At 70.3% G+C, this 15,101-nt stretch carries 13 protein-coding genes, 1 rRNA gene and 2 riboswitches; of the genes, 2 read left to right on the top strand and 12 right to left on the bottom strand.

The genetic code is table 11. The annotated features are described in order from the left end of the window. Positions 1 to 207, top strand: coding sequence for a DUF5999 family protein (locus tag J2Z30_RS47080; RefSeq protein ID WP_037964925.1), 207 nt, complete (start codon positions 1 to 3; stop codon positions 205 to 207). A gap of 90 nt (positions 208 to 297) precedes the next feature. Here J2Z30_RS47080 and gcvP read toward each other — a convergent pair whose 3' ends face one another. After that, on the bottom strand, positions 298 to 3,213 hold the full coding sequence (gcvP, locus tag J2Z30_RS47075) for an aminomethyl-transferring glycine dehydrogenase (RefSeq protein WP_044579347.1): 2,916 nt from the start codon (positions 3,211 to 3,213) through the stop codon (positions 298 to 300). 65 nt (positions 3,214 to 3,278) lie between these two features. Further along, positions 3,279 to 3,403, bottom strand: a riboswitch (glycine riboswitch). Position 3,404: 1 nt separating this feature from the next. Further along, positions 3,405 to 3,502, bottom strand: a riboswitch (glycine riboswitch). 146 nt (positions 3,503 to 3,648) lie between these two features. On the opposite strand from gcvP, the gene J2Z30_RS47070 reads away from it, so the two are divergent. After that, positions 3,649 to 3,966, top strand: coding sequence for a PRC-barrel domain-containing protein (locus J2Z30_RS47070; protein WP_044579346.1), 318 nt, complete (start codon positions 3,649 to 3,651; stop codon positions 3,964 to 3,966). Here the strand turns inward: J2Z30_RS47070 and J2Z30_RS47065 are convergent. The 11 genes from J2Z30_RS47065 to rrf form a co-directional block, all read right to left on the bottom strand. Beyond that, positions 3,942 to 5,681 (bottom strand): DNA polymerase IV, encoded by a 1,740-nt coding sequence (locus J2Z30_RS47065; RefSeq protein ID WP_308280275.1) that lies wholly within the window; start codon positions 5,679 to 5,681, stop codon positions 3,942 to 3,944. The two genes, J2Z30_RS47070 and J2Z30_RS47065, sit on opposite strands and share 25 nt — an antisense overlap. A gap of 112 nt (positions 5,682 to 5,793) precedes the next feature. Next, positions 5,794 to 6,420 carry a MerR family transcriptional regulator gene (locus tag J2Z30_RS47060; protein ID WP_044579342.1) on the bottom strand — a complete coding sequence of 209 codons (627 nt, stop codon included), beginning with the start codon at positions 6,418 to 6,420 and terminating at the stop codon, positions 5,794 to 5,796. 181 nt (positions 6,421 to 6,601) lie between these two features. Next, the gene (locus J2Z30_RS47055; protein WP_014058684.1) at positions 6,602 to 7,075 is read right to left on the bottom strand and encodes a bifunctional nuclease family protein; all 474 of its coding nucleotides are present in this window, start codon (positions 7,073 to 7,075) and stop codon (positions 6,602 to 6,604) included. 52 nt (positions 7,076 to 7,127) lie between these two features. After that, positions 7,128 to 7,880: a transcriptional regulator FtsR gene (ftsR, locus tag J2Z30_RS47050; protein WP_044579340.1), complete on the bottom strand. Its 753-nt coding sequence runs from the start codon at positions 7,878 to 7,880 to the stop codon at positions 7,128 to 7,130. Between the two features lie 17 nt (positions 7,881 to 7,897). After that, positions 7,898 to 8,725, bottom strand: coding sequence for an FHA domain-containing protein (locus tag J2Z30_RS47045; protein WP_372453418.1), 828 nt, complete (start codon positions 8,723 to 8,725; stop codon positions 7,898 to 7,900). Between the two features lie 130 nt (positions 8,726 to 8,855). Continuing rightward, positions 8,856 to 9,737, bottom strand: coding sequence for a DUF881 domain-containing protein (locus tag J2Z30_RS47040; RefSeq protein ID WP_044582336.1), 882 nt, complete (start codon positions 9,735 to 9,737; stop codon positions 8,856 to 8,858). A 533-nt stretch (positions 9,738 to 10,270) separates the two neighbouring features. Next, positions 10,271 to 10,603: a small basic family protein gene (locus J2Z30_RS47035; RefSeq protein WP_014058688.1), complete on the bottom strand. Its 333-nt coding sequence runs from the start codon at positions 10,601 to 10,603 to the stop codon at positions 10,271 to 10,273. Beyond that, complete coding sequence (locus J2Z30_RS47030; protein ID WP_044579330.1) at positions 10,600 to 11,526, bottom strand: DUF881 domain-containing protein; 927 nt, start codon at positions 11,524 to 11,526, stop codon at positions 10,600 to 10,602. The genes J2Z30_RS47035 and J2Z30_RS47030 overlap by 4 nt, the downstream gene beginning before the upstream one ends. A 116-nt stretch (positions 11,527 to 11,642) precedes the next feature. Next, positions 11,643 to 14,138, bottom strand: a complete 2,496-nt coding sequence (locus J2Z30_RS47025) for a mannose-1-phosphate guanyltransferase (protein ID WP_044579325.1) — start codon at positions 14,136 to 14,138, stop codon at positions 11,643 to 11,645. A 114-nt stretch (positions 14,139 to 14,252) separates the two neighbouring features. Continuing rightward, entirely contained in the window at positions 14,253 to 14,861 is a 609-nt protein-coding gene (clsA, locus tag J2Z30_RS47020; RefSeq protein WP_044579321.1) for a cardiolipin synthase ClsA, read from the bottom strand. 148 nt (positions 14,862 to 15,009) lie between these two features. Continuing rightward, positions 15,010 to 15,101: ribosomal RNA gene (gene rrf / locus J2Z30_RS47015) — 5S ribosomal RNA — on the bottom strand; the annotation flags it as partial.

Here is a 15,101-nt window from a genome sequence, read left to right as displayed (position 1 = left end):
ATGTGCCAGCATCAACCACCCTGCCCGTCAGCCGACTCAGCCGACCGGGAGGCCGCCCATCTCGTGGCGCACCACCCGGAGCAGGGATGGAGCCTGCTGTGCAACGGCGTCCTGCTCTTCGAGGACACCGGTGAGCTGCTGCCGGACGGGCGCGTGATCGCACCATGCCGACCGCTGGGTTCCGAGCACGTCGTCACCGCGGCCTGACCTCCGCCGTCGACGGCACGTACATATCAGGGGCCGGCCCGGCGCATCCGCCGAACCGGCCCCGCTGACGCTTCGCCGGGCTCAAGCCCCTCAGCCCTCGTAGGACTCCAGCGGCGGGCAGGAGCAGACGAGGTTGCGGTCCCCGTAGGCCCCGTCGATCCGCCGCACCGGCGGCCAGTACTTGTCGGCCGCCGAGACCCCGGCCGGGAAGACCGCTTCCTCCCGGGAGTACGGGTGGTCCCACTCCGCGGTCAGCGACGCCGCCGTATGCGGGGCGTTCCGCAGCGGATTGTCCTCCTTGGCCCACTCGCCGGAGCCGACCTTCTCGATCTCGGCCCGGATGGCGATCATCGCCTGGCAGAACCGGTCCAGCTCCGCCAGATCCTCGCTCTCGGTCGGCTCGATCATCAGCGTCCCGGCGACCGGGAACGACATCGTCGGCGCGTGGAAGCCGTAGTCGATCAGGCGCTTGGCCACATCGTCCACGGTCACGCCGATGGCCTTCGTCAGCGGACGCAGATCCACGATGCACTCATGCGCCACCAGGCCGCCGGGGCCGGTGTAGAGCACCGGGTAGTGCGGCTCGAGGCGCTTGGCGACGTAGTTGGCGCCGAGCACCGCGACCTGGGTCGCGCGCCGCAGCCCCTCGGCACCCATCAGCCGGATGTACGCCCACGAGATCGGCAGGATCCCCGCGGAGCCCCACGGCGCGGCCGAGACCGGGCCGACGCCGGTGGCCGGACCGGCGGCGGGCTGCAGCGGATGGTTGGGGAGGTAGGGCGCCAGATGCTCGCGCACCGCGATCGGGCCGACGCCGGGGCCGCCACCGCCGTGCGGGATGCAGAAGGTCTTGTGCAGGTTCAGATGCGAGACATCGCCGCCGAACCGGCCCGGCTCGGCGAGCCCGACCAGCGCGTTGAGGTTGGCGCCATCCACGTAGACCTGGCCGCCCGCGTCGTGCACGGTCGCGCAGATCTCGGTGATGTGCTCCTCGAACACCCCGTGGGTGGAGGGGTAGGTGACCATCAGGACGGCCAGCTGGTCGCCGTACTGCTCGATCTTGGCGTGCAGGTCGTCGGTGTCCACCTCGCCGTCCTGACCGGTCTTGACCACGACGACCTTCATACCGGCCATCACCGCGCTGGCGGCGTTGGTGCCGTGCGCGGAGGACGGGATCAGGCAGACGGTGCGCTGGGGGTCCCCGTTGGCCCGGTGGTAGGCGCGCACCGCCAGCAGCCCGGCGAGCTCGCCCTGGGACCCGGCGTTCGGCTGGAGCGAGACCTTGTCGTAGCCGGTGACCTCGGCCAGCCGCTCCTCCAGCTCACGGATCAGGGTCAGATAGCCCTGGGCCTGCTCGGCCGGTGCGAAGGGGTGCAGCGCGCCGAACTCCGGCCAGGTGACCGGCTCCATCTCGGTGGTCGCGTTGAGCTTCATGGTGCAGGAGCCGAGCGGGATCATGCCCCGGTCCAGGGCGTAGTCACGGTCGGCCAGGCGCCGCAGATAGCGCAGCATCGCGGTCTCGGAGCGGTGCTGGTGGAAGACCGGATGGGTCAGATAGCCGTCCTGGCGCAGCAGGGCCGCGGGCAGCGCCTCCGGCGCCGAGGCGTCCAGCTCCTCGATCCCGGGGATCCCGGAGGCTTCGCCGTTGCCGCCGTCCACCCCGAACGCGGACCACACGGCGGCGAGCTGCGCGCGGCCGGTGGTCTCGTCGCAGGCGATGCCGACGTGGTCGGCGTCGGTCGGCCGGAGGTTGACCCCGGCCTCACGGGCCGCCGCGACGACCTCGGCGGCCCGGCCCGGCACCCGCGCGGTGAGGGTGTCGAAGAACGCGCCGTGCACCACCTCGACGCCACCGGCCCGCAGCCCCTCGGCGAGCACGGAGGCGTAGCGGTGGGTACGGCGGGCGATCGCCGCGAGCCCGTCCGGGCCGTGGTAGACGGCGTACATCCCGGCCATCACGGCCAGCAGCACCTGAGCGGTGCAGATGTTGCTGGTGGCCTTCTCCCGGCGGATGTGCTGCTCACGGGTCTGCAGCGCCAGCCGGTACGCCTTGTCGCCATCGGCGTCCACCGAGACCCCGACCAGACGGCCGGGGAGGTTGCGGGCGTAGGCGTCGCGCACCGCCATGAAACCGGCGTGCGGTCCGCCGAAGCCCATCGGGACGCCGAACCGCTGGCTGCTGCCCACCGCGATGTCCGCGCCCAGTTCGCCGGGCGAGGTGAGCAGGGTGAGCGCGAGGAGGTCGGCGGCGACGGTGACGACGGCGCCCAGCTCATGGGCGCGCTCGATGACCGGGCGCGGATCGCGCACCACACCGGAGGCGCCCGGGTACTGCAGCAGCACGCCGAAGACCCCGCGCTCGGCGATCTCGTCCGGGATGCCCTCGGCCAGGTCGGCGACGACGACCTCGACACCGGTCGGCTCGGCGCGGGTCCGTATGACCGCGATGGTCTGCGGCAGACAGTCGGCGTCGATCAGGAAGACGCCCTCCTTGACCTTGCCGACGCGCCGCGACAGCGCCATCGCCTCGGCGGCCGCGGTGGCCTCGTCCAGCAGCGAGGAACCCGCCGTGGGCAGCCCGGTCAGATCGGCGACGACGGTCTGGAAGTTCAGCAGCGCCTCGAGCCGGCCCTGGGAGATCTCCGGCTGGTAGGGCGTGTACGCGGTGTACCAGGCGGGGTTCTCCAGCACATTGCGCAGGATCACCGGCGGGGTGTGGGTGCCGTAGTAGCCGAGGCCGATCATCGACGGCAGCACCTGGTTGCGGTCGGCGAGCGCGCGCAGCTCGGCGAGGACCTCCGGCTCGCTGCGGGCCGGCGGCAGGGCGTCCAGCGCCTCGGTGCTCTTGATGACGTCCGGTACGGCCGCCTCGGTGAGCTCGTCCAGCGAGCCGAAGCCGACCTGGGCGAGCATCTTGGCCTGTGCCTCACCGTCCGGGCCGATGTGGCGCCGCTCGAACGGAGTACTGGATTCCAAGTCGGAGAGTGCGATGCGATTGGCGGTCATCTGCGGGGGCCTCCTGGTCTGTGACGACCTACGAGGGGCACCGCGGCTCGGGTGCCCGGACGGCCTCCCCCTCTGTCATCTCAACCTGAGAGCTTCACCGGCCCACATACCGCCTGACCGGTTTTCACCGTCGGTGAGGAGGGGTTCCGGAACTCTGCTCGCCCGTGGCCCGCCCTGCTTTCCAGAGTGACCTCACCCGCACGGTACGTGTGCCTGAGAGATTCCGGGGAGGGTTTGCTCCTTCGGCGCCTCCGACAGCGTCGGCGGAGGACTCTCCCGCACGGGGTCTGCAGCCACAGTCAGCGTACCAGCGGTTCTGCCGCGGGGGACGGTCGCGGGCGTTCGAGTGGCCGAGTGCGGCGATGTGGCTTTTTGTAGGTAGCAATGGGCACTTGCCACTTGCTTGCCATCTGTTTGCCACCTGTGGGAGAGAGCGTGCAGACCGATATCGACCCGCGGACCCTGATCGGCCGCAAGGCATTCGACCGCGAGGGCGCCAAGATCGGCACCGTGGACGAGGTCTATCTCGACGACGCGACCGGCGAGCCCGAATGGGCGGCGGTACGCACCGGGCTGTTCAGCCGGGACGTCTTCGTACCGCTCGAACCGAGCGAGGTCGTCGGCGACGCCCTGCGGGTGCCGTACGACCGGTCCCTGATCAAGGACGCCCCGGACTTCGGCGTCGGCCGCCACCTCTCCCCCGAGCAGGAGCTTCAGCTCTACCACCACTACGGCCTGGACGTCACGGGCTGACCCGGCCCCCGGCCGGGCTCGGGCCCGCCGGCCCCCGGGGCCGGCCCGTCCGGGCCCTCGGCCTCCTCCGGGCCAGGGCACATGCCCTCATCCGGGTGCGGGGCCGAGGCCCAGCCCGGGTCCGGGCCCGCGGCCTCCTCCGGAGCCAGGTCCCCGACCACCTCCTGGTCCGCCTCGGGGCCCGGGGTCTCCGCCGGGACCGGGTCCGCGGCCGGATCCGGGGCCGAGAAGGCGACTGCCCCCGGGTCCGGATCCGGACCCTCGGCCTCTTCCGCCTCCGCATCCGCATCCGCATCCGGGCGCAGTAGTGGCAAGGGGTCGGCAGGCTGCAGCGCCGGGTCGTCGACGGGGAACGTCCGTACCCGGCCCGGGGGCGACCATGGCTCCTCGAAGCGCACGGTCACCCGGCCCACCCCGCTCCCCTGCACCCACCCCGCCCCGTACTCGGCGTGCCGTACATCGGAGCCCGGGAGCCAGCGCCGCGGCTTCTCAGCGTCCTCAGAAGCCTCTCCCGCGCCCTCTCCCGCGGACTCCGGTCTCTCGGGCCCCGGCGGGCGCCCGGCGTCCCCCACGCCCTCGTGAGCGGTCTGAGCGGTCTGAGCCGCTTGCGCGGCTTGGGCAGCTTGCGCGGCCTGCGCGGCCTGCGCGGCCTGCGCGAAGAGATCCTCCTGCGTGTAGTCCGCCAGTCCGCTGACGCCGACCCCCAGCAGCCGCACACCCGCCGTGGTGTCCACCCCGTCGATCAGCCGTGCCGCGGCCTCCCGCACCACGGCCGGGTCGTCGGTCGGTCCGCGCAGCGTCTCCGAACGGGTGAGCGTGGAGAAGTCGTACCGCCGCACCTTGATCACTACCGTCCGCCCCGAGCGGCCCGCCTCGCGCAGCCGCCGCACACAGCGGTCGGCGAGCCGCGCGATCTCCAGCTGCACCCGGGTGCGGTCGGTGAGGTCGACGTCGAAGGTGTCCTCGACCGATATGGACTTGGCGTCGCGCTCGGCGACGACGGGCCGCTCGTCCCGGCCCTCGGCCATCAGGAACAGCGACGCGCCATGGGCTCTGCCCAGCAACCGCACCAGCTCCGCCTCGCCCGCTTCCCGCGTCTCGGCCACGGTGTGGATCCCGGCCCGGCGCAGCGTCTCCGCCGTGGCGGGGCCGACCCCCGGGAGTGTCCGCACCGACATCGGTCCGAGCAGATCGCGCTCCGTCCCGGGCTCGATGACCACCAGACCATCCGGCTTGGCCTGCTCCGAACCAATCTTGGCGAGCATCTTGGATCCGGCGAGCCCCACCGATCCGGTCAGCCCGGTGGCCGACTTGATGTCGGCTCGCAGCCGCTCCGCCACGGCGCGCGCCGCCTCGACGGTGGGCTCGGTGCCGCCAGCCTCCAGATCGACGAACGCCTCGTCCAGGCTCAGCGGCTCCACCAGGGGTGACAGCGTGTGCAGCAGGGTCATGACCGCGTCGCTCACCTCGCGGTAGAGGGCGAAGCGGGGGATGAGAAACGCCGCGTTCGGACACAGGCGGCGGGCCTGGGCCATCGCCATGGCCGAGTGCACCCCGAACACCCGGGCCTCGTAGGAGGCCGTGGCCACCACGCCACGCGGCCCCAGGCCCCCTACGATCACCGGCTTTCCGCGCAGGCTGGGCTTGGCCGCCTGCTCCGCCGAGGCGTAGAAGGCGTCCATGTCCAGATGGAGAATCGTCGGCGCACCCCTCACACCTCCGATGCTGCCGCACACCACTGACAATGGGGCGGCACAACGCCCAAGGGGGGCGGGCCCGGGGCGCCACTCGGTTCACCACCGGGGCGCCCAACGGAAGGGGCCGGCGCTAACCCGCCCGGTTGCGGCGCGCCGCGAGCTCGTCGGTCGGGTTGTGCCGGACCAGCGTCTCGCCGGTGTCCACCCGCTCGCCGTGCAGCTGGGACAGCGCGCTCTCCACATCCCGCCAGACGACGCCCACGGCGATCCCGAAGACGCCCTGGCCACCCTGGAGGAGGTCCACGACCTCATCGGGCGAGGTGCACTCGTAGACGGTCGCGCCGTCGCTCATGAGCGTCATCTGGGCCAGGTCGTCGAGCTCCCGGGCGCGCAAGTGGGCCACCGCCGCCCGGATGTTCTGGAGCGACACACCGGTGTCCAGCAGCCGCTTCACGATCTTGAGGACGACCACGTCCCGGAAGCTGTAGAGCCGCTGACTGCCCGAGCCGTACGCCGGCCGGACGCTCGGCTCCACCAGCCCGGTGCGGGCCCAGTAGTCCAGCTGGCGGTAGGTGATGCCCGCGGCCGCACACGCGGTGGGTCCGCGGTATCCGACCTGCTCCGTCCCCCCTGCGGCGGGCTCACGCGGCGGTGCGCCCTGTGCCGCGACCCGAGCCTTCACTGCCGGATCGGCCGATGCGCCCCCCTGGAGCGCATACGGACCTCCGGCCGCCGTGCCGTCGCCGGTGCTTCTCACGCCGACCTCCGTCCTCGACCTGCCATCTTGAAGGTAGGCAGTCACCCGGGGTGCGTCAACGATCGCCACACTCGGCACGCCGAGTGATAATCACCCTAAGGGTGGTTTCCCGTGTCCCTCGTCCGGGAAAGGCTACTCGAATGCGCGAGCGAGGACCGGCATACGGTTCACTGGCTGCGGTTCACTGGCTGCTGGTTCCGAAGTCCTCGGGCGAGATCTGGTCGAGGAACTCGCGGAACTTCTCCACCTCGTCCTCCTGCTCGTCCGGGATCGCGATACCGGCGTCGTCCAGCACGCCGTCGCTGCCGTAGATCGGCGTTCCGGTGCGCAGCGCGAGCGCTATGGCGTCGGACGGCCGAGCGCTGACCTCCACACCGCTGGCGAAGACCAGCTCCGCGTAGAAGACCCCCTCGCGCAGATCCGTGATCCGGACCTCCGTGAGCTGCTGGCCGACCGCTTCGAGTACGTCCTTGAAAAGATCATGGGTCAGCGGGCGCGCCGGAGCCATGCCCTGCTGAGCGAAGGCGATCGCGGTCGCCTCACCTGGTCCGATCCAGATGGGGAGGTAGCGGTCGCCTCCCACTTCACGCAGGAGCACGATCGGTTGGTTGGAGGGCATTTCCACCCGGACACCCACGACGTCGAGCTCGTTCACACAGCAACCCTAGGACGTGCCCGGCCGGTTTGGATAGTCGGGGCCCGGTCGGTCACCGCTCCTGGACCCTCAGAGCCGACCGCACCAGGGCCGCGTGCAGCCGTACGGAGAGCGTGGCGAGCTCCCGCACACTGGCTTCCGCATGCGCTCTGGTCTGCGGATTTCTATGCAACCGCAGCGGGGCGACCACCTGCTCGACCATTCCGGCCTCGCGCTCGGCGGAGGCTTTCATGATTCGCAGATGACGTGGTTCCAGGCCGAAACGACCGAGTTCGGCGATGAGCCGGGCGACGGTCACCGCCTCGATGTCGTACCCGCCGTCCGCGGTCGGCGCGAGCAGCCCGTACGACTCCCATTCGGCCAGCTCCGCCTCGCTGACCTCGGCCGTTGCCAGCAGCTCGGCACGGCCGACCCGGGCGGCCGTGGGGCCGTCCGGGACCGCGCCGGGGCCGCCGTCGAGCGGTCCGGGCTGCTGCGCTCCCTGCGAAACGGCAGGAAGCTGCAACGGTTCGCCCCGCTCCAGGGCGTCCAGATGCTCCCGGATGACCTTGAGCGGCAGGTAGTGGTCACGCTGCATCCGGAGGATATGGCCGAGTCGCTCCACGTCCTGCTGGCTGAATTTGCGGTAGCCGGACGGCGTCCGCCGCGGCTCCACCAGCCCCTCCGACTCCAAGAAGCGGATCTTGGAGATGGTGACCTCGGGGAACTCGTCCCGCAACAGATTCAGCACGGTGCCGATGCTCATCGACCGGCCACCCGTGGGGGCGGTGCCGGTATCGGCACCGCCCGACGGTGTCTGAAGCATGGACCTCCCCTGACGGGTCAGATGCCGACGCCCCGCTGGCTCGGGTAGAAGACCAGCCGGTACTTACCGATCTGCACCTCGTCCCCACTGGTCAGGACCACCGGCGCGTCGATCTGCTCCCGGTTGACATACGTCCCGTTGAGGCTGCCGACGTCCGAGACGGTGAAGCTGCCGTCCTGGCCGCGCCGGAACTCCACATGGCGGCGGGAGACCGTCACATCGTCCAGGAAGATGTCGCTCTGCGGGTGACGGCCCGCCGTGGTGACATCACTGTCCAGCAGGAAGCGGCTGCCGGAATTCGGCCCGCGGCGGACCACCAGCAGGGCCGACCCCAGGGGCAGCGCCTCTACGGCGGCCTGCGCCTCCGGGCTGAGCGACGGCAGCGGCGTCTGCCCGGTCACCTCGGAGTCGTACGCCTCGAGACCCGAGATCGAAATGGTGGAGGTGGTCTCCGAGGCACGCTCGGAGGGCGCGCCGCCCCGCAGCGGGGCGCCGCAATTGGAGCAGAACCGGCTGGCCTCCGCGTTCCGGTGGCCACACCGCTGACAGACCGGCAAGCCGAACCCTCCACCACTGTGAGAGGCCGATGGGTCCTCGAAACCTATGGGCCCGGTCGCGGAGGGGTCAACAGACGCGCCCTGCCCGCCGACCTGGTCACGGAAGAGCGGGCGCTCCTCGGCTCCCCCTCCGCTCTCCTCCGCGGCACGCGAGGCGCGGTGGCGAGCGGTGCTGCTGCCGCCATCCTGGCGGGCACTCTTACCGAACAACTTCCCGAACAACTTCACGGGCGATTCCCCTTGACTGAAACAGACCCGCCCGTGGGGCAGGACAAACCCTCGATGCACACACCAGACGGTCCGGACACCCTCACAACGTCCGTGACCACCAGACAGTTTCCATCACGCGCGGATCTTCTGGTGCGTTGACCCCCCGCGTCCACATGGTCTCCCCGAGAGACCCTCATTTCGAACCGCCTCACCGTGATGACGACCGAGCGTAGTCAGGCCGCTTCGCCGATCGCAAGGCATCCACAACGATCTTCTTATCCCGCTGCACGGACACTGTGGCCTGCTCCTTCTCCAGGCTCTGCACCACCCCGCCCGGGATGTTCAGGGCCGGCTCCAGATCCTCCGGCTTGCCGATCACCTTCACAACATACGGTCGCGTCACTTTCCGTCCATCGATCCGGATCGCGCCACCGCTGTCCGAGAAGTAGGTGCCGGCGACCACGCGCACCTTGCCGATCTGGATCGCCTCGGCGCCCGCCGCGCGCAGCTCCTGGACGGTGTCGAGCAGCATGTCCGACTCCACGGAGCCCCGGGAGTCGTCGATGGTGATCGTGATACCAGGACCCTGTGCTGCCACCGTACCCGCGAGCACGCCCAGCTGCTGCTCCTTCTGGAGCGTCTGCTTCCGGGCCTCCTCGGCCTGGTCCGAGCTGTTCTCCAGCTCGGTGCGCTGGTTCTCGAGACGGCGCTTCTCGTCCTGGAGCCGCTGGGTGCGGGAATCCAGCTCGTCGAGGATCCGGACCAGGTCCTCCTGCCGGGCGCCGCGCAGCACGCTGCTCTCGTTGGTCGAGCGCACCTGGATGGCGAGACCCAGGCCGAGGCCGAAGAGCAGCAGGGCGACGATCAGCTGCGCGCGGGTGAGCCGCGGCGGCCATACGCCCTTGACCAGCCGCTGGCGGCCGGTCAAGGCGTCCGCCGGCCTCCGATTGCCCCCGGAGCCCCCGGGGCCGGGGGCGGGGCCCACACGCTCTCCGGCGCCGCTCCGGGACCCGTCGGCGGGCCTGGGGCCCTCGGCACGCGCCCCGGGCGTGTCCGCCGCGACGGGCCGGCCCTGGGCCTGCGGCGGCAGGGCCTCGGGCAGCACGGCCTTGGGCAGGGGCCGCCTGAGAGCCAGATCCTTGAAGCCGCCCGGCGGGGGCGTGGCGGGCCTGCCCGGCCGCTCCCCGGGCGCGTCACGGCGCTCGGGCTTCCGGGCGGGCGACGGGGTGCCCTGGCGCGGCGGTCCGGCCGCCGACGGTCGCTTGGGCTCGGCCCGCTTGGGCTCGGCCCGCTCGCGGGATTCCCCGGGGCCCGCCGGCTGCTCGGGCGTCTCCGGCCGGCGCGGCGGCTCGGGCGACCGCCGGGGCGGCTCAGCGGCCTTCTCGGGCGTTTCGGCCCTCGCCGCCTGTCCGGCCTTCGCCGGCTGCTCGGCCTTCGTGTCCCTCTCGGCCGGAGGCCGCGTGTCGGCCGGCTGGTGCGGCGTGTCGGCCGGCTGCTGTCGCGGCGTGTCGGCGGACTCGCGTGGCGTTTCGGCCGACTGTCGCGGCGTGTCGGCCTGCCGTCGGTTTTCGGCCGACTGCGCGCTCTCGGGCCTTTCCGGGGTGTCGTCGGTCGTCATCGGCCTCACGCCCGGAACACATGGCGGCGGATCGCGGCCGCGTTGGAGAAGATCCGGATACCGAGCACGACCACGACTCCCGTCGACAGCTGGGCACCGACGCCCAGCTTGTCACCGAGGAAGACGATCAGTGCGGCCACCACCACATTGGACAGGAACGATACGACGAAGACCTTGTCGTCGAAGATCCCGTCCAGCATCGCCCGGAAGCCCCCGAAGACCGCGTCGAGTGCCGCCACGACGGCGATCGGCAGATAGGGCTCGACCACCGTCGGCACCACGGGTCGGACCACAAGTCCCACCACGACTCCCACGATGAGCCCCAATACGGCGATCACGATGTGCCCTTCCCTGTGTCGGCGTCACCCTTGCCGGAACCACCGGCTATCGGTTCCGCGGTGCGTACGATCAGGCTCGGCGCGGCCGGGAGCCGGAGCGAGTCCTGGGCGGAAATGCTCGTACGGATGTCATAGTTCTGCTGCAGCACATGCAGGTACTGTCCGTCCGCGCTGTTCTGGAAAGCGGTGCTCAACCGCTGCCCGTCCCCCACCGCGAGCACCGTATACGGCGGCGCCAGCGGCTTGTTGTCGACCAGTATGGCGTCTCCCGCGGCCCTGATCGCCGAGAGCGCCGTCAGCCGCTGCCCGTTGATCGAGACGGCCTCCGCGCCCGACTCCCACAGGCCATTGACCACACGCTGCATGTCGTGGTCGCGCACCCGGCCGGTGTCGGAGAAGTCGGCGCTCTCCCGTGGTCCCCCGCCGCTGCCCGCCGCGTCCTTGGCGTCGTCGACCACCAGCTTCACCCCGGGGCCCGTCACCTCGTTGGCCCCCGAGAGCAGCGCCACCAGATCGGCCTTGGCCCCGCCGTGCTTCTCCAGTGCCTGCCGCTGCTTCTCCCCGACCTCACCGCGGAGCTTGTCCACGCTCCGGGCGAGCTTGTCCGCGTTCGAGTTCCCCGTCTCGATGCGGTCGATCAGTTCTCCCCGCTCCTTGGCCAGCGTCGGCGCCGATATCCGCGCCTCGGCGGCCCCGATGGTGATGACGACCGCGACCAGGACGAGCCCGAAGGCCAGCCCCAATTTGGCCCGCACGGTGCGCGGCAGGCCCGAGCGACCGGTCTCCCCGCGCCGCGCGGCGGCCTCGGCGTAGCCGTCGTCAAGGCTGTGGTCCATCACATTGGTCAGCAGCGACATGGACGCGTCGAGGCGCGGGCGCGGGCGCGGCGATGCTGTGCTCCGAACGGGGGGCTGCTGCGACATGCCGCACATCGTCGCACGTGGGGGCCGCCGCCACCGAATGGCCCCTCCGGCGTGCCGGATCCGGGACCTCGGGACGGCGGCCCCACGTGCTCAGACGCGCTCGGGCGGCCCCACGATCAGCGCCCCGCGCTGTCCACGACGCTCGACCACTCGTCCAGCAGGGCCTGCGCGGACGCGTCGTCCGGGCCCTCCGCCCACAGATGGGTGACCGCCTCGGCCGGGTCGGGCAGCACCATGACCCATCGCCCGTCGGTCTCCACGACCCGCACCCCGTCGGTGGTGTCCACGGAACGGTCCCCCGCGGCCTCCACCACATGCCGCATGACCAGACCCTTGACCGCCCAGGGGGTGGCCAGATCACGCCGCTGGACATGCGCCCGCGGAATCCGGGCATCGATCTGACTCAATGTCAGCTGAGTGCGCGCCACCAGCCCGATGAGCCGGACGAAGGCGGCCGTACCGTCGAAGACGCTGCTGAACTCGGGGATGATGAACCCTCCGCGCCCATCGCCTCCGAAGATGGTGGACTCCGACCGGGCGACCCGGGTCAGATCGTCCGCCGCGGTGGTCGTCCACTCCACCTGTGTGCCGTGGTACGCCGCCACCTGCTCGGCGATACGGGTCGTGGTCACCGGAAGCGCCACCCGCCCGCTCCGCCGCTCCGCGGCCACCAGGTCCAGCATCACCAGCAGCGCCCGGTCGTCCTCCACGATCCGGCCCCGCTCGTCGACGAGCGAGAACCGCTCACCGACCGGGTCGAACCGCACTCCGAACGCGGCACGCGCCGAGGCGACGATCTCGCCGAGCCGCGCCAGCCCCGACCGCCGGGCGTCGGCGGTCTCCGTCGGACGCGACTCGTCCAGGCCAGGGTTGATGGTCAGCGCGTCCACCCCGAGCCGGCCCAGCAGGCTGGGCAGCACCAGTCCGGCGCTGCCGTTGGCGGCGTCCACGACGACCTTCAGGCCGGATTCGGCGATGCCGCTGATGTCCACGGCACGCAGCAGCGAGCCCGTGTACGAGTCGAAGACGCTCGACGGGAAACTGAGGTCACCGATCTCGCCCGGGAACGCCCTGCGGTACTCCTGGCGGGCGTACACCCGGTCCAGCTTCCGCTGACCGCCCGCGGACAGATCGGCGCCCCGCTCGTCGAAGAACATGATGTCGACCGAGTCGGGCACCCCGGGCGAGGTCCGGATCATGAAGCCGCCGGCGCTGCCGCGCGCGGTCTGCTGCCGGGCCACCGGCAGCGGCACGTTCTCCAGGTCCCGTACGTCGATGGCGCTGGTCTGCAGGGCGGAGATCATCGCCCGCTTGAGTGCCCGCGCGCCCCTGGAGTGGTCACGCGCCGTGGTGACCGTGGAGCCCTTCTTGAGGGTCGTGGCGTACGCCCCGGCGAGCCGCACCGCGAGCTCCGGAGTGATCTCCACATTGAGGATGCCGGAGACGCCGCGGGCGCCGAACAGATGGGCCTGCCCCCGGGACTCCCAGATCACCGAGGTGTTGACGAACGCGCCCGCCTCGATGGTCTTGAACGGATAGACCCGGACATTGCCCTGGACGATCGATTCCTCGCCGATCAGGCACTCATCGCCGATGACGGCCCCGTCCTCGATCCGGGCGGCACGCATGATGTCGGTGTTCTTGCCGATGACACAGCCGCGCAGATTGCTCTGCTGGCCGACGTACACGTTGTCGTGCACCACCGCCTTGTGGAGGAAGGCGCCGCTCTTCACCACGACATTGGAGCCGACGACGGTGTGTTCGCGGATCTCGGCACCGGCTTCCACCTTGGCGTAGTCCCCGATGTAGAGCGGACCGCGGAGCACGGCCTCCGGATGCACGTCCGCCCCCTCGGCGACCCATACGCCGGGCGAGATCTCGAATCCGTCGAGCTCGACATCGACCTTGCCCTCGAGAACGTCCGCCTGGGCCTTCACATAGCTCTCATGGGTGCCGACGTCCTCCCAGTAGCCCTCGGCGATATAGCCGAAGATGGGCTTGCCTTCCTTCATCAGCTGGGGGAAGACATCTCCGGACCAGTCGACCGGGACATCGGGATCGACATAGTCGAAGACCTCCGGCTCCATGACATAGATGCCGGTGTTGACGGTGTCCGAGAAGACCTGGCCCCAGGTGGGCTTCTCCAGGAAGCGCTCGACCTTTCCGCCCTCGTCAACGATGGTGATACCGAACTCGAGCGGATTGGGAACGCGGGTCAGGCAGACGGTGACAAGGGCACCCTTTTCCTTATGGAAATCGATCAGATCCGTGAGGTCGAAATCCGTCAGGGCATCACCCGAGATCACAAGGAAGGTGTCGTCCTTGAGCGCTTCCTCCGCGTTCTTGACGCTTCCCGCGGTGCCGAGTGGCTTCTCCTCATTCGCGTACGTGAGCTCCATGTCGAGCTCCTCGCCGTCACCGAAGTAGTTCTTGACGAGGGAGGCGAGGAACTGGACTGTCACCACGGTCTCGCTGAGACCATGCCGCTTGAGCAGCCGCAGCACATGTTCCATGATCGGCCGGTTGGCCACGGGCAGCAGCGGTTTGGGCATGGTCGAGGTCATCGGGCGCAGACGAGTCCCCTCGCCCCCTGCCATCACGACGGCCTTCATATCGGAAGCGTCCTCCTTGAAGAGACGACGGTCATGCCGACCGCGCACGCCCGATGGCCCTTACACCTGAAGTCGCTACGGGCCCCGGCCTCTATGGACGCCGCTACGGCGAGCTCAGTCGGCCGCGGTGTCCGCCCTGACGAGTCGGCGGACCTGAACCACGTAGAGGACTCCTGCCCACCAATAGAGTGTTGTACCCCATCCGGCGAACGCCCATCCGAAAATAGCGGCGGTCGTGTGAAGCCAGCCACTTCCCTCACTCAGAAGGAGCAACGGGAAGGCATACATCAGGTTGAAGGTGGCCGCCTTGCCGAGGAAGTTCACCTGGGGCGGCGGATAGCCATGGCGCCGGAGGATGCCCACCATCACCAGCAGGACCAGCTCTCGCGCGAGAAGGGCCGCGGTGAGCCAGAGGGGCAGGATCTCACGCCAGGTGAGGCCGACAAGAGTCGACAGTATGTAGAGGCGGTCGGCCGCCGGGTCGAGAAGCCGGCCGAGGCTGCTGATCTGGTTCCAGCGACGGGCCAGCTTCCCGTCGAGATAGTCGCTGATACCGCTCAGCGCCAGTACCAGCAGCGCCCAGCCGTCGCTGTTGGGCCCGCCGAACTCGGGCCGGAGGATCAGCCACAGGAAAAGCGGCACGCCGACGAGGCGCGCAGCGCTGAGGATGTTCGGGATGGTGAGCACACGGTCCGTCTGGACTCGTGTCTCCTGTACCTCCACCCGGGAGCCTCCCGTGAGAAACAGGCCGATGATGCTCCATGACTCTACCGGTAGGCCCGCACAGGCCCCGCACCGGGGCGTAGTGGACATGGACATAAAAAAGACCCCGAGGGGAATGAATTTCCCATCGGGGTCTTTCTGAAGAATTGTTCGGCGGCGTCCTACTCTCCCACAGGGTCCCCCCTGCAGTACCATCGGCGCTGAAAGGCTTAGCTTCCGGGTTCGGAATGTAACCGGGCG

The sequence above is a fragment of the Streptomyces iranensis genome, from assembly GCF_017874715.1.
GTDB classification, from domain to species: Bacteria; Actinomycetota; Actinomycetes; order Streptomycetales; family Streptomycetaceae; genus Streptomyces; species Streptomyces iranensis.
The sequence above is the reverse complement of the archived record's forward strand: the minus strand, read 5'-3'. Positions and strand labels throughout refer to the sequence as shown.